The 18,593-nt window shown below is 73.7% G+C and carries 16 protein-coding genes; 9 read left to right on the top strand and 7 right to left on the bottom strand.

The window, feature by feature from the left end; translation table 11 throughout:
* Positions 1 to 134 precede the first annotated feature (134 nt).
* Complete coding sequence (locus tag AB0D74_RS27660) at positions 135 to 1,490, bottom strand: acyltransferase (protein ID WP_362592500.1); 1,356 nt, start codon at positions 1,488 to 1,490, stop codon at positions 135 to 137.
* Positions 1,491 to 1,838: 348 nt separating this feature from the next.
* On the opposite strand from AB0D74_RS27660, the gene rsgA reads away from it, so the two are divergent.
* From rsgA to AB0D74_RS27640, 4 genes are all read left to right on the top strand, one after another.
* Entirely contained in the window at positions 1,839 to 2,933 is a 1,095-nt protein-coding gene (gene rsgA / locus AB0D74_RS27655) for a ribosome small subunit-dependent GTPase A (protein ID WP_362592496.1), read from the top strand.
* Between the two features lie 209 nt (positions 2,934 to 3,142).
* Positions 3,143 to 4,555: an AlkA N-terminal domain-containing protein gene (locus AB0D74_RS27650; RefSeq protein WP_362592791.1), complete on the top strand. Its 1,413-nt coding sequence runs from the start codon at positions 3,143 to 3,145 to the stop codon at positions 4,553 to 4,555.
* Positions 4,555 to 5,043, top strand: a complete 489-nt coding sequence (locus AB0D74_RS27645) for a methylated-DNA--[protein]-cysteine S-methyltransferase (RefSeq protein ID WP_362592493.1) — start codon at positions 4,555 to 4,557, stop codon at positions 5,041 to 5,043. Before AB0D74_RS27650 ends, AB0D74_RS27645 begins: the two co-directional genes overlap by 1 nt.
* Positions 5,044 to 5,379: 336 nt before the next feature.
* A complete protein-coding gene (locus AB0D74_RS27640) occupies positions 5,380 to 6,561 on the top strand; it encodes an SGNH/GDSL hydrolase family protein (RefSeq protein WP_362592490.1) in 1,182 nt (393 codons plus the stop codon).
* A gap of 20 nt (positions 6,562 to 6,581) precedes the next feature.
* Here the strand turns inward: AB0D74_RS27640 and AB0D74_RS27635 are convergent, their stop codons facing one another.
* Positions 6,582 to 7,067, bottom strand: coding sequence for a DUF456 domain-containing protein (locus AB0D74_RS27635; RefSeq protein ID WP_362592486.1), 486 nt, complete (start codon positions 7,065 to 7,067; stop codon positions 6,582 to 6,584).
* A gap of 459 nt (positions 7,068 to 7,526) precedes the next feature.
* Here AB0D74_RS27635 and AB0D74_RS27630 point away from each other — a divergent pair, with 459 nt between their 5' ends.
* Positions 7,527 to 8,966 carry a protein phosphatase 2C domain-containing protein gene (locus AB0D74_RS27630; protein ID WP_362592483.1) on the top strand — a complete coding sequence of 480 codons (1,440 nt, stop codon included), beginning with the start codon at positions 7,527 to 7,529 and terminating at the stop codon, positions 8,964 to 8,966.
* 78 nt (positions 8,967 to 9,044) lie between these two features.
* Positions 9,045 to 10,787 (top strand): pyruvate dehydrogenase, encoded by a 1,743-nt coding sequence (locus AB0D74_RS27625; RefSeq protein WP_362592480.1) that lies wholly within the window; start codon positions 9,045 to 9,047, stop codon positions 10,785 to 10,787.
* 13 nt (positions 10,788 to 10,800) lie between these two features.
* Here AB0D74_RS27625 and AB0D74_RS27620 read toward each other — a convergent pair whose 3' ends face one another.
* Positions 10,801 to 12,159 (bottom strand): helix-turn-helix domain-containing protein, encoded by a 1,359-nt coding sequence (locus AB0D74_RS27620; protein ID WP_362592477.1) that lies wholly within the window; start codon positions 12,157 to 12,159, stop codon positions 10,801 to 10,803.
* Between the two features lie 228 nt (positions 12,160 to 12,387).
* On the opposite strand from AB0D74_RS27620, the gene AB0D74_RS27615 reads away from it, so the two are divergent.
* Together AB0D74_RS27615 and AB0D74_RS27610 are read left to right on the top strand one after the other, a co-directional pair.
* A complete protein-coding gene (locus AB0D74_RS27615; protein WP_362592474.1) occupies positions 12,388 to 12,849 on the top strand; it encodes a hypothetical protein in 462 nt (153 codons plus the stop codon).
* A 308-nt stretch (positions 12,850 to 13,157) separates the two neighbouring features.
* Entirely contained in the window at positions 13,158 to 13,613 is a 456-nt protein-coding gene (locus AB0D74_RS27610; protein WP_362592471.1) for an ATP-binding protein, read from the top strand.
* An 86-nt stretch (positions 13,614 to 13,699) separates the two neighbouring features.
* Here the strand turns inward: AB0D74_RS27610 and AB0D74_RS27605 are convergent, their stop codons facing one another.
* Together AB0D74_RS27605 and AB0D74_RS27600 are read right to left on the bottom strand one after the other, a co-directional pair.
* On the bottom strand, positions 13,700 to 14,734 hold the full coding sequence (locus AB0D74_RS27605) for a DUF2637 domain-containing protein (RefSeq protein ID WP_362592468.1): 1,035 nt from the start codon (positions 14,732 to 14,734) through the stop codon (positions 13,700 to 13,702).
* A gap of 329 nt (positions 14,735 to 15,063) precedes the next feature.
* Complete coding sequence (locus AB0D74_RS27600; RefSeq protein WP_362592465.1) at positions 15,064 to 15,906, bottom strand: (2Fe-2S)-binding protein; 843 nt, start codon at positions 15,904 to 15,906, stop codon at positions 15,064 to 15,066.
* 163 nt (positions 15,907 to 16,069) lie between these two features.
* On the opposite strand from AB0D74_RS27600, the gene AB0D74_RS27595 reads away from it, so the two are divergent.
* Entirely contained in the window at positions 16,070 to 16,837 is a 768-nt protein-coding gene (locus tag AB0D74_RS27595; RefSeq protein ID WP_362592462.1) for a GntR family transcriptional regulator, read from the top strand.
* 271 nt (positions 16,838 to 17,108) lie between these two features.
* Here AB0D74_RS27595 and AB0D74_RS27590 read toward each other — a convergent pair whose 3' ends face one another.
* Both AB0D74_RS27590 and AB0D74_RS27585 read right to left on the bottom strand, forming a co-directional pair.
* Entirely contained in the window at positions 17,109 to 17,591 is a 483-nt protein-coding gene (locus AB0D74_RS27590) for a DUF2231 domain-containing protein (protein ID WP_362592459.1), read from the bottom strand.
* Positions 17,592 to 17,665: 74 nt separating this feature from the next.
* Positions 17,666 to 18,433, bottom strand: coding sequence for a hypothetical protein (locus AB0D74_RS27585; RefSeq protein ID WP_362592456.1), 768 nt, complete (start codon positions 18,431 to 18,433; stop codon positions 17,666 to 17,668).
* Positions 18,434 to 18,593 lie beyond the last annotated feature (160 nt).

Genomic DNA, 18,593 nt, shown 5'->3' with positions numbered 1-18,593 from the left:
TCCGTTCTGTAGGCAGAGGCCCCATCCGGAGATGCCGGAAAACAAATAATGCGCCTGCAGGAGAGAAACATTCCCGTCAGGCGCACATAGGTTCATGGGTACCACAACTGCAACTCTGCAACCGTAGCACAGCTTCAGACCCGGTCGGTGGTGCGCGTGGCGCCGGGCTGCCCGAGTCGCTCCGCGGCCGTCCACCGGGGGACCGTCACCAGCACCGTGCCCAGCGCCAGGCCCAGGGCGGGCAGCAGGGGGAACCGGCCGTCCGGCGCGAACCCCCGCACGGCGAACCGGGTCAGCGCGGCGACGTCCACGGCCAGCCCGGCCCACAGCGGCCAGGCACGGCGCAGCCCGGCGTCCGGGACGGTCCGCCCGTACAGCACGCCCAACCCCCGTTCCCACGGCCGCAGCGCCAGGACGACGCAGGCCAGGACGGCGCCGAGCACCAGCAGCCACGGCACGCGCAGCCCCCACCACGCCGCGGACCCGAGCACCGGCTCCGGCGCGAGACCGGTCAGGTAGAACGCGGCGGCGACGATCAGCACCGGCAGCATGTGCCACAGGTACAGCGTCATGCTCGCCGCGCCGACGGGGCGGACCACCCGCCACACCCGCTCGCGAGCCAGCAGCCGCCGCAGCACCGGCGCGGCGAGCAGGCTCAGGCCGACCTGGGCGACCAGCCACGCCAGCATCGCGGCCGACGGCGGGTTGGTGTTGCTGGGACTCTGCCCGGTCACCAGGATCAGGCTCACCGGGAACGGCCCGAGGGCGACGAGCGCGGCGAAGGCCAGCCCGCCGCCCACCGCCATCGCGAGCGGCACGAGCGGCACGCGGGCCGGGTGGGCCAGGCGGGTCGCGGACCGGCGGCCGGTCAGCAGACCGTCCCGCCAGCAGAAGCCCAGCTGGTAGGCGACGCCCCACACGAGCACGTAGTTCAGCAGCCCGACGTAGGGCGCGTGCACGGTCACCACGAGCGCGTCGGCCACCAGGGCGACCGCCCCCAGCACCGGCGGGACGCGCAGGCCCCACCGCCGATGCGCCGCGTACAGCAGCGGCGTCAGCGCGCTGAGCAGCAGATACACCGGCAGGAACCAGAACTGCATCCCCATCGCCCAGCCCACGAGCGCCAGCGTGTCCGCGTCCACGCCGACCGCCGTGCAGACGCCGACCGCGAGCAGCACCGCGCCGCTGTAGACCGCCACCGGAAGGAGCAGCCGCAACGCCCGCCGCCCGAGCCACCCCGCCGACGTGTTCCCGGCCGCCCGGGCCCGCGCCCAGGAGCCGCCCGCGGCATGGCCCCCGGCCAGGAAGAACAGCGGCATGATCTGGAACCCGAGGGTCAGCCACTGGGTCCAGTCCACCGTCGCCAGCAGCTCCGGGGCGGTGATCCGCCCGTCCGGATCCCGGACCAGGGCGGTGATCAGCCAGTGGCCGAGCACCACGAGCACGATCGCCCACGCGCGCAGGAAGTCGACGTACCGGTCTCTGCTCATGGCCGCCATGATCCCGGCGTTCCCGCGCCCGCCGGCGCGGAGAGCCCCGGCCGCAACCGATCCGTGCCCGGTACGACACCGTCCGCGAGCCCCGCGCCCGGTGGCGACGGAGCCTTCCGGCCTCGCGCCGTAATTCGGTGGCGGCGGGGTGCGGGCGGCTTCTAAGGTCGGTGGCATCGGAGCGGCCACCCCCAGGGTGCCGCGGTGACCCGACTCGATCACGGAGGTGTTGACCGATGGCTGTCGTTGCGACGGGCGCTGCCCGCGACCAGAAGCTCATCCATTCCACCTCCGCGGCCACCGGCTGACCACTTACTTTCCCGGGGCCGCCCTTGTGAAGGGTCACCCTTGACTTCCAGCTCCGCTGTTTTCTCCACCCTCGCTCCCTACGGCTGGGACGAGACCTGGGCGAAGGAGTTCGCCCCCTACGGCGCCGAAGGACTGCTCGCCGGGCGGGTCGTCCGCGTCGACCGCGGGCAGTGCGACGTCGTCACCGCCGGCGGCCTGCTGCGCGCCGACACCGCGTTCGTCACCCCGCACGATCCGATGCGCGTCGTGTGCACCGGCGACTGGGTCGCCGTGGAACCCGGCGGCAACCCCCGTTACGTACGCGCGTATCTGCCGCGCCGTACCGCCTTCGTGCGCTCCACCTCCTCCAAGCGGTCCGAGGGGCAGATCCTCGCCGCCAACGTCGACCACGCGATCGTCGCGGTGTCCCTCGCCGTCGAACTCGACCTCGGCCGCGTCGAACGGTTCCTGGCGCTGGCCTGGGAGTCCGGGGCGCAGCCGGTCGTGGTCCTCACCAAGGCCGACCTGGTCCCGGACCCGGCGACCCTCGCCCATCTCGTCCAGGACGTCGAGACGACGGCCCCGGGCGTACCGGTCCTCACGGTCAGCGCCCACGCGGGCGACGGCCTGGAGGCGCTCGTCGCCCTCGTCGGCTCCGGTACGTCCGTGCTGCTCGGCCAGTCCGGTGCCGGCAAGTCCACCCTCGCCAACGCGCTGACCGGCGATGACGTGATGGAGGTCCAGGCGGCCCGCGACGTCGACGGCAAGGGCCGCCACACCACCACCACCCGCAACCTCCTCGCGCTCCCGGGCGGCGGCGTGCTGATCGACACGCCCGGACTGCGCGGCGTGGGCCTGTTTGACGCCGAGACCGGCGTCGGGCAGGTGTTCGCCGAGATCGAGGAACTGGGGGAGGGCTGCCGCTTCTCCGACTGCGGACACGACAGCGAGCCGGGCTGCGCGGTGCGCTCCGCGGTGGAGGCCGGCGAACTGCCCGTGCGCCGGCTGGAGAGCTACCGCAAGCTCATGCGGGAGAACCAGTGGATCGTCGCGAAGACCGACGCACGGCTCCGGGCCGAGATCAAGAAGGACTGGAAGAAGAAGGGCGCGGAGGGGAAGGCGGCGATGGAGGCGAAGCGGGGGCGGTGGCGGTAGGGGTAGAGGACTGACCACGGGGGCACGGGGGCACGGGGCACGGGGCGCGGGGGCACACACGGCGGCAGCCGGCCGCACGTCGGCACAGCCCCGCGCCCCTCACGTGGCCCCGCGCCCCTCACGTGGCCCCGCGCCCCTCACGGGGCTCCAGCGTCCTGTCCGATTCCCGCCAGCCCGCCGTCCTCCCATCGCCCACACTTGACGACGTGATGGACGAAGACACCAGGTACGAAGCGGTCCGCAGCCGGGACGCCCGGTTCGACGGCGCGTTCTTCTTCGCCGTCGAGACCACCGGCATCTACTGCCGTCCCAGCTGCCCCGCCGTCACCCCGAAGCGGCGCAACGTCCGCTTCTTCCCCACCGCGGCAGCCGCGCAGGGCTCCGGGTTCCGGGCCTGCCGCCGGTGCCGTCCGGACGCGGTCCCCGGCTCCGCCGAGTGGAACGTCCGCGCCGACGTCGTCGGCCGGGCCGTACGGCTGATCGGCGACGGCGTGGTGGACCGCGAGGGCGTCGGCGGGCTCGCCGACCGGCTCGGCTACAGCGCCCGCCAGGTCCAGCGGCAGCTCACCGCCGAACTCGGCGCCGGCCCCGTCGCCCTCGCCCGCGCCCAGCGGGCGCACACCGCGCGCACCCTGCTCCAGACCACCGAGCTGCCGATCACGGAGATCGCGTTCGCGAGCGGCTTCGCCAGTGTGCGGCAGTTCAACGACACCGTCCGCGCCGTCTACGCCACCACCCCGAGCGGGCTGCGCGAGGCCGCGCCCGGGGGCCGCGGCGCACGGCGCGGCTCCCCGTCCGCAGGCATCCCGCTGCGGCTCGCCCACCGCGGCCCGTACCAGGCCGGCCCCGTCTTCGACCTGCTGGAACGCGAGGCCGTGCCCGGCATCGAGGAGGTCACCGGCACTCCCGGCACGCGCACCTACCGCCGTACCCTGCGGCTGCCGTACGGCCATGCCGTCGTCGCCGTCGAGGAACGGACCGGTACGACCCGGGCCGCCGGTACCGGCCTCGGCGCCCACCCCGGCGGCTGGCTCGACGCACGGCTGCGCCTCACCGACCCGCGCGACCTGACCACCGCCGTCCAGCGGCTGCGGAGGCTGTTCGACCTCGACGCGGATCCGTACGCCGTCGACGAGCGGCTCGCCGAGGACCCGCGGCTCGCTCCGCTGGTCGCCGCCCGGCCGGGGCTGCGGTCACCCGGCGCTGCGGACCCGGCCGAGGCCGCCGTACGGGCCCTCGTCGGCACCGCGGGCGCCGAGCGGCTGGTGCGGCGGTACGGCAAGGCCCTGGACGCTCCGTCCGGCGGCCCCACCCACCTCTTCCCCGAGCCCGCCGTGCTCGCGGGAGCGGAGCCCGGCGGCAGCCTCGGCGCGCTGGCCGCGGCGCTCGCCGACGGGACGCTGCGGCTGGATCCGGGCGCCGACCGGGACGAGGCGGAGGCGGCGCTGCGGGCCCTGCCCGCAATGGACGCGGCGACCGTCGCGACCATCCGCGTCCGCGCCCTCGCCGACCCCGACGTCGCGCTGCCCGGCCTGGACGGACCTGCCGTACCGGACGAGTGGCGGCCCTGGCGGTCGTACGCCGTCCGGCATCTGCTGCTGGAGAGAGAGCCGAGGAACTGATGGATGTCACGTACTGGACGCGGATCGCTTCACCGGTGGGGGAGTTGCTCCTCACCGCCGACGCCACCGGAGCGCTGACCTCGCTGTCCGTCCCCGGGCAGAAGGGCGGCCGGAGCGTCGAGGCGGGGTGGCAGTCCGATCCCGGCCCGTTCCGGACCGCCGAGGAGCAGCTCGCGGCCTACTTCGCCGGTGAGCTCAAGGAGTTCGCACTGGAGTCGGCCACGCACGGCACCGAGTTCCGGGAGCGGGTGTGGCACGCGCTCAACAGCGTTCCGTACGGGGCGACGACGACGTACGGCGAGATCGCCGCGCGGATCGGCGCGTCCCGGATGGCGGTCCGCGCGGTCGGCGGGGCGATCGGAGCCAACCCGTTGCTGATCGTCCGTCCCTGCCACCGGGTGATCGGAGCGGACGGGACGATGACCGGGTACGCGGGCGGCGTCGACCGCAAGATGCGGCTGCTGACGCTGGAAGGCGCGGTGAGCTGAGGCCGGGGTGGGGTGGGGACGCTCACCGGCGCTTGCCGGTTGCCGCCCGCGCCCACCCGTGCCGCCCCAGCGGCACGACTGCCCGCGGCTGAACAGCTGCGACGTCGCCCGCGGCTATGCAGGACGCGGCTGGGCGGCGCCCCGTGAGGGGCGCGGGGAACTGCGCGAGCAACCCCCGCCCACCCGCACCCACCCCACGACCGTCACCACCCCTCCGCCCTCTCCGCCCCCTCCCCCCCACTCCGCCACCCGGGTGCCCCCTCCGTCGAGTCGCTGTTCAGGCCACCGCCCGTATGTCACCTTCCCCTCCTGTAGGCCTCGGAAGGGCAGGTGTGGATGCGCAAGTTCGGGCGCGTGCTCGCGGTCGCGTTGTTGGCGGTGACGGGGATGACCGGGCAGGCCGGTGCCGACCCGGAGCCCTTGCTCTGGGCCGGGAGCTGGGAGGCCGCACCCTCCGGTACCGAACCCGCCGTACCCGGCGCCGCGTACCGCAACGTCGTTCACCTGAGCGCCGGTGGCAGCGAGGTGCGGGTCCGGGTCAGCAACCGGCTCGGCAGCGCCCCGCTCCGGGTCGGCGCCGTCACCGTCGCCCTGCGCCAGGGCAGCGGCCCGGCCGCCGTACCCGGCTCGATGCGCGCCGCCACCTTCGCGGGCGCCGCCACCGCCGTCGTACCCGTCGGACGGGACCTGGTCAGCGACCCGGTGCCGCTCGCCGTGCAGGGCGGCGCCGACCTGCTGGTCAGCGTCGAGACGCCCGGCGACTCCGGGCCCGCCACCTACCATCGGGTCGCGCTCCAGACCAGCTACCTCGCCGCGGACGGCGCCGGGCGGGCCGACGACGCGGACGGCGCCGCCTACACCCGCACCACCGGCCACTGGTACTACGTCACCGGCGTCGACGTGCGCGCCGTGAACCGCGGCACCGTGGTCGCCTTCGGCGACTCCCTCACCGACGGCAACGGCACCAGCATGGACGCCAACCACCGCTGGCCCGACCGCCTCGCGGAGCGCCTGCGGCCCTTGCGGGCCGGTGTCCTCAACGCCGGTATCTCCGGCAACCGGCTCCTGCTCGACAGCACCGGGGGCCCGGGGGCCCTCAGCCGCCTGGACGCCGACGGGCTCGACCGGAGCGGGGTGCGGACGCTGGTCGTCCTCGAAGGCATCAACGACATCAAGGGCACCCCGGAGGCCACGGACCCCGACGACCTCGTGCGGGCCTACCGGACCATCGTGGCCCGCGCCCACGAGCGGGGGATCAGGGTGGTCGGCGCGACCCTCACCCCCTACGAGGGGTACAGCGCGTACACCGACGCGCGCGAGGCCGTACGGCAGCGGGTGAACGCGCTGATCCGCACCGGACACGTCTTCGACGCGTACGTCGACTTCGACGCCGTCGTACGGGATCCGCAGCGGCCCGGCCGCATCCTGCCCGCCTACGACCCCGGCGACCACCTGCACTTCAACGACACCGGCACGCGCGCCCTCGCCGACGCCGTCCCGCTCGGCGAGCTGCTCTGAGCACGCGGCCGACGGACCATTCAACCGGCCCGGACCACCGCCGTCAGCCAGCCGGCCGCGACGAGCAGGCACGCGAAGAACTCGGCCAGGACGCTGGAGCCGCCCGCGTCCATCGTGGTGTGCAGGGCGGCCCACGCCTCCGCGTGCCGGCCGAGACGGAGGCGTTCGTGCAGGTAGATCCCGGCCATGAAACCGGGGATCGCGCCGAGCACGGGCAGCAGGACGAAGCCGAGGACGGCGCCGGTTCCCGCGTACACGGCCATCCGGGGGGTGGCACCGCTCGCCCGGAGCCGGCGCGGGGGCAGCGCCCAGCGGACCACCAGCGCCGCCAGCAGCACCACGGTCGCCCCGACCAGGACCGACCAGGCCACAGGGCGCGGGTCGTACAGCGCCCACCACAGCACCGCGGCCCACACCAGACCCGTCCCCGGCACCCCGGGCACCAGCACTCCGCACAGGCCGAGCACCAGCACCAGGCCGACCAGCAGGAGTTCCCCTGCTCCCATCTGCCCAGAGTGCCGGACGGCGGGAGGACACGCAGGTCGGTTCCGGGTCACCCGGCCGCGCTCGCGTCGGCCTCGGCCGGGCCCTGAAGCGTGCAAGATCACGTCGTCGCAGTGCCTTCGCACGGGAAACCGATGCGCCATTCACAGCGGACCGCCAGGAAGACCCGTCACAATCTGGCCTTCCGGCCGACGCCGTGGCGTTCGGCCGTGCGAACGGTGACCGACCCCATGACGCGCGTACGCGTCGGGGATCCGGGGCCGGTCACTCCGGTGTCGCCGGGTGGTTCTCCCGTGGGGGGTGGGATCACCCGGCGACTCGCACGTGTCAACATCGGCATCCACCCTTTCCTTGTACGGGTGTTCGGGATGTCCCTCGCCACGCCGTTCGAGACGGGGTCGGGTGCGGGATTTTCCCGATGCCCCGTTTTCATCCGGCCCGAGCGGTGGACAATTAGGGGCATGAGCCAGCCAGGGGGTAGGCCCACCCGTCACGACGACGACTGGTGGGGGCAGTTGTACGACGACTCCACCGAGGACACCGGGCCCACGGCCGCACCCGATTCCCTGGACGACCGTTTCGCCTCGGCGAAGAAGACGGTCGGGGGACGGCGGGGCGTCACCGCGGATCCGGCCGACGAGCCGCCACCGCCGACCGTGCCGGCCCAGCGGGCGCCCGTCGTGCCGGCTGTCCCGGCTGTCCCGGCTGTCCCGGCCGCACCGGCCGAGGACATCGGGGCCGCCGCGAAGAGCTGGCCGTGGGACGAGGAGGACCAGGAGCTGCTGGAGGCGGACGACGACGCCCCGGCGGACCCCTACCCCGCGACCCGCCCCGACCTGCCCGTGCCCCCGTACACAGCCGCTGCCGTCGCGGACACCCCGGACACCCCGGACATCTCGGCTGCCCTGTCCGTCCCGGCCGCCGCCTCGGCCTCCTCCGTGGACTACGTCGGCTCCGGACCGCCCACCTACGACGCCGAGCCCACCGCCCTGCCCGCCGCCGACCCCGACGAACTCGACGACCTGGTCTCCGACACCGTCCTGGACGGCGCCCGCTACGGCGCCTGCACCCTGCGGGCCGTCTCGCAGCGCGGCGACTCCGCCCGGTACCGGGGCGAGCCGCGCCGTGACGCCCTGCTCACCGCCCGCTTCGGGGCCGGCGAACAGGCCCTGGTCCTGGTCGCGATGGCCACCGGCGCCCGGGCCACCCCCGGCGCGCACCGGGCCGCCGCCGAACTGTGCCGGTTGATCGCCCGGGCCGTCGGCCGCAGCCACCAGCGGCTCACCGAGGACATCCGGGCCGCCCGGCGCGGCGACCTCAAGTCCGGCCTGCACCGGCTCACCGACCGCAGCCTCGGCAAGCTCCGCACCAGCGCCGCCGAACAGGGCATCGCCCCCGAGGAGTACGCGGCCAGCCTGCGCTGCCTCCTGCTCCCCGCCCACCCCCAGTGCCGTACCCGGGTCTTCTTCGGCGTCGGCGAGGGCGGGCTGTTCCGGCTGCGGGGCGGCGAGTGGCAGGACATCGAACCGCGCGTCGACACCGACAGCGCCGGTGAACCCGTGCTCGGCTTCGGCTCGCTGCCCTCCGAGACCCCGCAGGGCGACCGGCTCACCATGGACCTCGGCATCCCGACCCCGCCGAGCCCCTACGAACCGGCCCCCGAGCCGCCCCGCGACCCGTTCCTGTTCCGGGCCTCGGTAGCCCGCCCGGGTGATGCCCTCGTGATGTGCACGGGCGGCCTCGCCGAACCGCTGCGCGGCGAGCCCGCGCTCTGCGCCTACCTGGCCAGGCGCTGGTCCGGCCGCACCCCGCCGGGCCTCGCCGCGTTCCTCGCGGACGCCCAGGTCCGGGTCAAGGGGTACGCCGACGACCGTACGGCGGCGGCCGTCTGGGAGGCGTGAGCGCGGCCTCTGTGGATACATGGAAGGGCATCGTGGGGGAAGCCGGAGATCCGCGCAGCCGAAGGGTGCCCGACCGCCATGGCCAAGCAGAACGTCGCCGAACAGTTCGTCGACATCCTCGTCCGCGCCGGGGTGCGCCGCCTCTACGGCGTCGTCGGCGACAGCCTCAACCCGGTCGTGGACGCCGTCCGCCGCAACTCCGCCATCGACTGGATCCACGTCCGCCACGAGGAGACCGCCGCCTTCGCGGCCGGCGCCGAGGCCCAGATCACCGGCACGCTGGCCGCCTGCGCCGGCTCCTGCGGCCCGGGCAACCTGCACCTCATCAACGGCCTGTACGACGCCCACCGCTCGATGGCCCCGGTGCTCGCCCTCGCCTCGCACATCCCGTCCAGCGAGATCGGTCTCGGCTACTTCCAGGAGACCCACCCCGACCGGCTCTTCCAGGAGTGCAGCCACTACAGCGAGCTGATCTCCAACCCGCAGCAGATGCCCCGCCTCCTCCAGACCGCCATCCAGCACGCGGTGGGCCGCAGCGGGGTGAGCGTCGTCTCGCTGCCCGGTGACATCGCCGACCGGCCCGCCCCCGAGCAGTCCGCCTCGGCCGCCATCGTCACCTCACGGCCCACCGTCCGCCCCGGCGACGCCGAACTCGACAAGCTCGTCGCGATGATCGACGCGGCGGACAAGGTCACCCTGTTCTGCGGCAGCGGCACGGCCGGCGCCCACGCGGAGGTCATGGAGCTGGCGGAGAAGGTCAAGTCCCCGGTCGGGCACGCCCTGCGCGGCAAGGAGCACATCCAGTACGACAACCCCTACGACGTCGGCATGAGCGGGCTGCTCGGCTACGGCGCCGCCTACGAGGCCACCCACGAGTGCGACCTGCTGATCCTGCTCGGCACCGACTTCCCGTACAACGCCTTCCTCCCCGACGACGTGCAGATCGTCCAGGTCGACGTCCGCCCCGAGGTGCTGGGCCGCCGCTCCCGCCTCGACCTCGCGGTGTGGGGCGATGTGCGCGAGACGCTGCGCTGCCTGGTGCCCCGGGTCCGGGCCAAGGAGAACCGGCGCTTCCTCGACCGGATGCTGAAGAAACACGCGGACGCGCTCGAAGGGGTGGTGAAGGCGTACACGCGGAAGGTCGAGAAGCACGTCCCGATCCACCCGGAGTACGTGGCCTCGGTCCTCGACGAACTCGCCGACGACGACGCGGTGTTCACCGTCGACACCGGCATGTGCAACGTCTGGGCGGCCCGCTACATCTCGCCCAACGGCCGCCGCCGGGTCATCGGTTCCTTCTCGCACGGCTCGATGGCCAACGCGCTGCCGATGGCGATCGGCGCCCAGTTCACCGACCGGCGCCGGCAGGTCGTGTCGATGTCCGGGGACGGCGGATTCGCCATGCTGATGGGCGACTTCCTGACCCTGGTCCAGTACGACCTGCCGGTGAAGGTGGTCCTGTTCAACAACTCGGCGCTGAGCATGGTCGAGTTGGAGATGCTGGTCGCGGGACTGCCTGCGTACGGCACCGCCAACACCAACCCCGACTTCGCCGCCGTGGCCCGGGCCTGCGGTGCCTACGGGGTGCGGGTCGAGAAGCCGAAGCAGCTCGCCGGCGCGCTCAAGGACGCCTTCAGCCACAAGGGCCCGGCCCTGGTCGACGTCGTCACCGATCCCAACGCGCTCTCCATCCCGCCGAAGATCAGGGCCGAGATGGTCACCGGGTTCGCGCTCTCCGCGTCCAAGATGGTCCTCGACGGCGGCGTGGGCCGGATGGTCCAGATGGCCCGCTCCAACCTGCGCAACGTGCCGCGGCCCTGACCGGAGGGCTTACTCAGTCGGTCGGCACCCACTGGCGGACGCCGTCGACGTTGCCGTACCAGTAGTGCGGCAGGCCCTTGATGGAGCTGGTGCGGAACGGCCGGCCGTGGTCGTCGATCCGGACCGTGCCGCTGCGGCCCTGTGACGACCAGTCGAGTTCGAGGTACCAGCGGCAGTCGCAGCCCACGGTGCTCGCCTCGACGCGCAGCACCTCGGGGTCGGTGGCGGAGACCCGGTAGGGCAGGTGCATGGTCGAGACGGTCTGCCCGTCCGGTCCCGCACCGGCCACCGGACGCGCGATGGGGCGGTCCTTGTCCAGGTTCACGTCGAAGTAGCGGGGGGTGAGCCCGCCGCCGCAGCCGTCCGCCATGGAGTAGGCGATGCCGGGTGCGGGCGCCGTACGGCCGACGACGCGCACCCGCAGCGCCTCCAGGACGACCGCGGTGGACGAACGGCCCTGCACGGAGACCTCCACGATCGTGTTGCCGCCGTGCACCGCGCCCTGGGTGGCCGCCCAGGCGCCGGCGTCCTGCGGGGCGGGCGGCGGCGGGACCTGGGCCGGCTGCCTGTCGATGACGTAGTCGTGGTCGCAGCCCAGTTCCCAGAGCTGCGAGTTCGCGGTCCAGGCGAGGGGGACGGCGGTCGGGGCCGGGGAGCCGGGTGCGCCGCTGCCGGAGGTCGAGGAGGTCCTGTCCCCGCCCGACGCGGACACGGACGAGGAGGAGGACGAGGGGGACGACGAGGGCGACGGGGTGGCGGAGTCCGGCGCCGGACCGGTGGTACCGCTGCCGTGGCGCTGGGCGCCGCCGGCGGCGGTGGTGGCGGAGGGGCCGGGATCCCGGGCCGCGTTGCCCGTGCCCTGCCGGTCGTCCGGGAGGGCGGCCAGGGTGCCCAGGGTCGCCAGGAGCACGGTCGCCACGGCCGAGGCGGCCAGCGTGCGCCGCCGTCGGTACCAGGGGCGGGCGCCGGGGGCGGCTTCCGCCACGGAGGCCGTTTCCGCTAAGGGCTCCGCGGGTTTTGTGGCTTCCGCGGTTTCCGCGCGGGCTTCTGGGGCTGTGGTCTCCGCGGTTTCCGCCGCGCGTGGGCGCTGGCGTGCCGCCACCGCCCGCAGCCAGCGTTCGTGGAGTTCGTGCCGTTCCTGCGGTGTCGCCCCGCAGAACGCGGCCAGCCGTTCCACCGGAGCGAAGTCCAGCGGGACCGCCTCGCCCGCGCAGTAGCGATGCAGGGTGGAGGTGTTCATGTTCAGGCGGCGGGCCAGGGAGCCGTAGCTCCGGTCCGTACGGTCCTTCAACTGCCGCAGCAGCGCCGCGAACTCCTCGACGTCGTCGCGCACCGGCACCGTCCCCCGCTCGTCCGTATCCCAGGCACTCATATACCTGCACGTCAGCAGGGCTGGGATGGTTCCAGGGCGGCGAAACGGGCGGTGGCCGTTGCCGTTCGCCGAGGTGACGGCCGATGCTTCTGGTGGCCCTACGAGGACCGGGTCGTCCTCCCGTTCGGGGGACGGGAGGACGACCCCGCGCACCATCAGCGCACAGCATTCAGCACCCGGAACACACAGCGCACAGCGCACAGTTCACACAGAACACGGGGAACAGACATGAGCAGCAAGACCCGCGCCGTCCTGACCGCCGGCGTGCTCGCCGTGGCCCTCGGGCTCGGTGCCACCGCCCAGGCCTCGGCCGGCGCGCCGCGCAGCGTCGGCGGCGACCCGGCCGACAACATCAGCCGTATCGCCGACTTCTACGGCGCCTACATCGACGCGGAGAGCGACCCGGACGGCAGCGGTGACCTGCCCACCGCGCTGCGCGCCTACTACATCGCCCCGAGCTACCTGAAGAAGCTGGAGGCCTGGGAGGGCCGGGAGCACGCGGACGGGGTGCTGCGGGCCCAGAGCACCCCGATCAAGTGGAAGGTGACGGACAACGGGACGGCGGACCACACGGAGGCCGTCATCACCCTCACCTGGAGCCGCCACACCAGCACGAAGCTGATCGTCGACATGACCCGTTCCACCCACAAGATCATTCACATCGGCACCACCGGCCTCGGGGGCAAGTAGCCGGAAGGACAGGTTTCGGCCAGGTTCGCCGGTGCCGCTGACCGCGTGAAACAGCTCGGGGGGTTGCGGGCGGGGCTGAATCACGCCGGGTCCGCGGCACCCTTGGCGCGTACGGGGCGGTCCGGGCGACGACGTACGGGCCGGAGCGGGCCCGGGACATGGCCGAACACCCGGTCGTCATCGGCGTGACATGACTGGCCCGTGCCCGAGCGGGCATGGATCCCCGTGAACGTGTTCGATCAGGAGGGGATCCGGCAAACAGCGTGCGGGCGGGGGTCATGAACAGTCAGGCACGAGGGGGCGGTCCCGTGGCCATCGGGGCCTCCTCGGCGCAGACCGCGGGGGAAGAGACCGACACGACGGAACGGGGAAACCCGTCGCAGCTCATGCGCCGGCTGGGACGGTCGGACCTGCGGGCGGTGCCCGAGGCGCGCAGGGAACTGCGTGAACTGCTGCGGCACTGGGGGCGGCCCGGCCGCTCCGAGATCGCGGAGCTGCTCACCAGCGAGCTCGTCACCAACGCGCTCGTCCACACCGACCGGGAGGCGGTCCTGACGGCCGTCGTGGAACCGGGCCAACTGCGGGTGGAAGTGCGGGACTTCGTGGCCCGCAGGCCACGGATGTGTGCCCCTGGCAGCGACACCGGCGACGGCACGCACGGCCGGGGCCTGGTGCTGGTCGACGCCTTCGCCGACGCGTGGGGCGTCCAGCCGCACGAGGTCGGCAAGTCGGTCTGGTTCGAACTGGACGCGGAGGCCGCCTAGGGGTGTGGACGACCGGACACAACGGGACGGGGGCGTGACCCTGAAGGTCACGCCCCCGTCCCGAGGTGCCGTACGGCAGCAGTCGGTCAGCCGAACTGCTGCTCAAGGTCCTTGAGCTTGCGCTCCAGGGAGTCGAGGCGCGGGAGCGCCATTGTGTCGTCCTCCGCGGTCAGGTCGACCGTGATCGGGTCAGACCCTTTGCGGACTGGCTGGAGGGAGGGCCGCTGGCGTACGGGCAGCTGCTCCGGCGCCGATATGGCAGGCTCCGCAGTGGGCTGGGAGGCACGCTCCACCTGGTGCTGCACCTCGTCCTGCCGGCCACGTCCGACGAAGCCGCGGTGGCCCCGGCTTATCGCCTTGAGCTGGGCCCGCTCCAGACGGTCCTGCTCGCGGCGGCGCAGCCGGTTCGCCTCCTTCTGCCGCTTGTCCTCACGCACCTCGTCGACCGCCTCGTCCAGGCTGCGCACGCCCTCGAGGAGCATCAGCGACCAGGCCTTGTAGGTCTCGCGGGGGGCGCGCAGCCAGCGGACGATACGGATCTGCGGCAGCGGACGCGGAACCAGGCCCTGCTCGCGCAGCGCGGCCTTGCGGGTCTGCTTCAGCGCACGGTCGAAGAGGACGGCCGCGGACAGCGACATGCCGGCGAAGAACTGCGGAGCGCCCGCGTGGTCGACGCCCCTGGGCGCGTGCACCCAGTTGAACCAGGCCGCGGCACCCGCGAAGGTCCACACGAGTATCCGGGAGCCGAGGGCCGCGTCACCGTGGCTCGCCTCGCGCACCGCGAGGACGGAGGAGAACATCGCCGCGCCGTCCAGACCGAACGGCACGAGGTACTCCCAGCCGTCGGAGAGGCCGAGGTTCTCCTGGCCGAAGCCGACCAGTCCGCGGAACGAGAGGGCCGCCGCGACCGACGCGGAGGCGAACAGGAGCGCGTAGGAGACGGTGCCGTATATGGCTTCCTTGCGCCGCCGGCGCTCCTCGCTGCGCTCCCACGAGTCGTCCTTCGCGTGCTCCCCGCCGGACCGCTTGGAGCGCGCGAGCACCGCCACCGCGACCAGCATGCCCAGGAGCAGTACGGCGCCGGGAAGCAGCCAGTTCAGCGATATGTCGGTCAGTCTCATCTAGGGGTCCCTTGCATTGGGATAGGGCGTATCGCCCGCCATAGTGGCCCAATCCCACTGGCCCTCAGGGGGTTTCGGGGCAAGAGGCCGCCAAGGAAGTGCAAGGGGATGCCCCAGGGCGGCATTCTGCTCGAACTGCCGCGTGAGGGGCGGGAGTTGAGTTCGAGTAAGACTACCCATACGGGTGGTTCCTGGGAAAGTTCCTGCGGCAAGTGAGGAAGTTGTGAATTCCCTGTAGGCGCAGGAGTGATCTTGCCACCCGTGATCCTAGTGGATGCCGGGGAGTGCCGTGACCCGGGGGTGGGTGCCGCGGGCGGACTGAGGCCGGCTCAGGCCGCCGCTGCCGCAGCGAGTTTGGCGATCCTGACGTCGTCGCAGGTCCGCGGGCAGGTGGCGCAGGTGTCCTCGGGGCGCAGCGTGTAGTACATGCAGCAGCTGGCCCGGTCCCGGGTGGGCAGCGGCTCCCCGGCCGGTCCCGACAGCACCCGGAACGCGGCCGAACCGACGTACGGCTTGGTCGCGCCCGGCAACAGCTGTTCGAGTTCGCGTACGGCCCGCGCCTCGTCCCCGAGCAGCCCGGCGATGTACCAGAGCCCCTCGACGACCTCGTCCGTCGCCATGCCCCACAGCGCCCGCCCGCGCCGCCGCATCCGCGGCCCGAAGCCCCCGAGGACCGGCTCCAGGTGCTCGGCGACGGCCGCCCGCACCTCCGCCCGCAGCGCCTCCTCGCCGGCCACGACGACCGCGCCGGGCAGCGCCGCCGCCGGGTCCCCCGGGAGGCAGGCGAAGGAGGCGATCCGTACGGCCATCCGGCCCGCCGTGCGGTCGTACGACACCTCGGTCGCGGGGAGGCGGGGGACCCGGCGGTCCAGGAACCAGGGGAGGGTGATCAGGAGGCAGGCGGCCCAGCCGTAGCGGTGCAGGCCGAAGGTGGCGACCACGTCGGGGCGGGCCGGCTTGCCCTCGTCCCGCAGGATCTGGTCCTCGTCCCAGGCCAGGAAGGCGTCCAGGGCGGCGCCGCCCGCCGCCAGCTCGGCGGCGCCGACCCAGCCGCCGCCCCGGGGTGCCGGGTCGCCCGGCCCCAGCTCCGTGACCGTCAGGTCCGGGCAGACCTCGGTGAGGCGCGCGTAGGCCGCGGAGACGGCGGAGGCGACGGAGACGGGGGAGGGCATGGGCTACCGCCGATCGGGTCCGGGCCGACTGTCAGATAAGTAAGCCTTACCTTACCCAGCCGTTCGGAAATTTGAACCAGCGCCTTGTGCGCCTAAGGTGCTTGACGGACAAGTAACAACCCGCCGTTAATGACCCAAGTGCCGACGAGCCGGAGGAGGACCCGTGAACCAGCGCGCGCACGCGGCTCCCGCCGGGACGGCGAGGGTGCCGGCGCAGTCGCGGTCCGAGGAGTCGGCCCGGGAGGCACCCGGTTTCCCCGCCGGCCCGTCGGCCGCCCGGGGTGAGCACACCCACGGCGAACGGCCGATCCCGCAGCCCAGGCCCGCCGTGCAGCGGGCTTCCGTACGCGGACAGATCCTCGACGCGCTGCGTACCGCCCTGGTCGGCGGGGAGCTGGCGCCCGGTGAGGTCTACTCGGCACCGGCACTGGGGGAGCGGTTCGGGGTCTCGGCGACCCCGGTGCGCGAGGCGATGCAGCAGCTCGCGCTGGAGGGCGCGGTCGAGGTCGTCCCCAACCGCGGGTTCCGGGTCGTCGAGCGGGGCGCCCGCGAGCTCGCGGAACTCGCCGAGGTACGGGCGCTGATCGAGGTACCGGTGATGCTGCGGCTGGCGCGCAGCGTACCGGCCGAACGGTGGGCCGCGTTGCGGCCGCTCGCCGAGGAGTCGGTGCGGGTGGCGGCGACGGGGTGCCGGGCGACGTACGCGGAGGCCGACCGGGCCTTCCACCGGGCGGTACTCGCCCTCGCGGGCAACGAGCAGCTGGTGCAGATCGCGGAGGACCTGCACCGGCGGGCGCTGCCGCTGCGCGGGGCCCGGGCCGAGCTGATGGCGGACGCGGCCGAGCATGCGGCGTTGCTGGAGGCGTTGGTGTCGGGGGAGCTGGACGCGGTGCGGAGGCTGGTGGCCGGGCATTTCGCCGCCGCGGGCTGACAGGGGGAGGGTGTTTACGCGGCCTCGCGCCGTAGGGGTGGCCGGTCGGCGGCCGGGTGCGGGTGCGTCGTGGCTGGTCGCGCAGTTCCCCGCGCCCCTTGCGGGGCTGCTCGGCTGCGGGCAGCCGGTTCGCCGCGGGCCGGCGGGGGCTGGTCGCGCAGTTCCCCGCGCCCCTGAAAACATAGCTGCGGGCAGGCGTGCCGCAGGGCGGCACGGGTGGGCGCGGCGGCACCCGGCAAGCGCCGGTGAGCGTCCCCACCCCCGCCCCAGCTCAGTGGTACGCGCCGTGCCACGCGGCCTTCGCGCCCGAGTCGCCTATCCGGTAGACGTCGACGACCGCACCGGCCGCCACGGCCACCGACAGCACGCCCACGGCGATCCGCACCGGCAGGGCCGTCCGGCGACCGCCCCCGCCGGGAGCCCGCTCAGGGCCGCCCCGTCGCGTCGCCCACCACACCACCGTGGCCAGCACGAACAGCCCCAGGGCCCACGGCAGGAGCCCGTCACCCAGTTCCGTGTGCCGCCGGACCAGGGTGTCCTCGGTCACGTGCCGCTCCAGCCACTCGCCGGCCTGCGTCGTCAGCGGCACGCTGACCAGGGCGGCGAACGCGAGCACGGGCAGCAGCACGCCCAGCCGCCGGGCGGCCCGCGGCCACAGCGCGGCGGCCACCAGGGCGAGTGCGGTCAGCGGAACCAGGACGACGACGATGTGGACCAGCAGGACATGGGCCGGCAGCCCGTTGACGGTGCTCATGGCGAAGCGCTCCTGAGAGGGTCGGGGCGCGCCACGCTGCGACAGCAGACTCTCAGTTTCCTCTGAGCCCGGTCTCAGGCGGACGCCGCTCCCGGCGCGGGCGGTGTCAACTGCCGCGCCAGCCAGGTGGGGACTCCGCCCAGCAGACGGAACAGCCGTCCCGCCTCCTCGCGCAGCCGGGACGCCTCCGGCTCGGACTCCGTGTCGGCGAGGGAGGCGAGCGCCGGAGCCGTGCCCACCAGGTAGCCCAGTTCCTCCCGGATCCGCAGGGACTCCGCGAAGCCGTGCCGCGCCTCCGCCAACTCCCCGTCCCGCAGCGCCAGTCCGGCCAGATGCCGCCAGGTGAAGGAGAGCAGGAGCGGGTCGCCGTGGGCGGTGGCGGCGGCGTGCGCGCGGCGGTAGGCGGCGCGGGCCGCCTGCGGGGAGCGGGTCAGGTTCTCCGCCAGCAGGCCCCGGCGGAAGTCCAGCAGCGCCCGGCCCGGCGCCCCCGGCGGGATCAGCGCCGCCGCCCTCCCGAGCGCGGCCCGTGCCTCGTCCGCCCGGTCGCGGACGCCGTGCAGAGTGGCCGCGTAGGCGAGTTGGCCGCGTTCGCAGGCCGCCGCGCCCCGCTCCTCGTCGGTCCGGGCCACCGCCTCCGCCGTCCGCAGCGCGTCCTCGGCCTCCTCCCAGCTCCCCTCGGTGTACAGACACCGCTCGACCATCAGCCCCGCCCGCTGCAGGGTGTACGCCGGCGTGTCCGACGGCAGCAGAGCCGCCGCGTCGGCCCAGCAGGCCCGCGAGCGCAGCCGCCACACCGCGGTCTGGAGCGGATCGTCACCGTCGTTCGTTCCGTTCCCAGACATGGCGGAATACGCCACGTTGCCCTCCCCTAGCGCGCCGTCGAGCAGTGAAGTGGTGGCCGCATTCCAGCACCGATCGCCGCGCGGGGCCAAGAGGGTGGGTGAATAATTTCACAAAGTCGTGGGACGGCGACGGCACTTGGCACGAGCCGGTCGCACCCCC

Origin of the sequence: Streptomyces sp. NPDC048278 (genome assembly GCF_040652195.1) — a bacterium.
GTDB lineage: Bacteria > Actinomycetota > Actinomycetes > Streptomycetales > Streptomycetaceae > Streptomyces.
The sequence above is the reverse complement of the archived record's forward strand: the minus strand, read 5'-3'. Positions and strand labels throughout refer to the sequence as shown.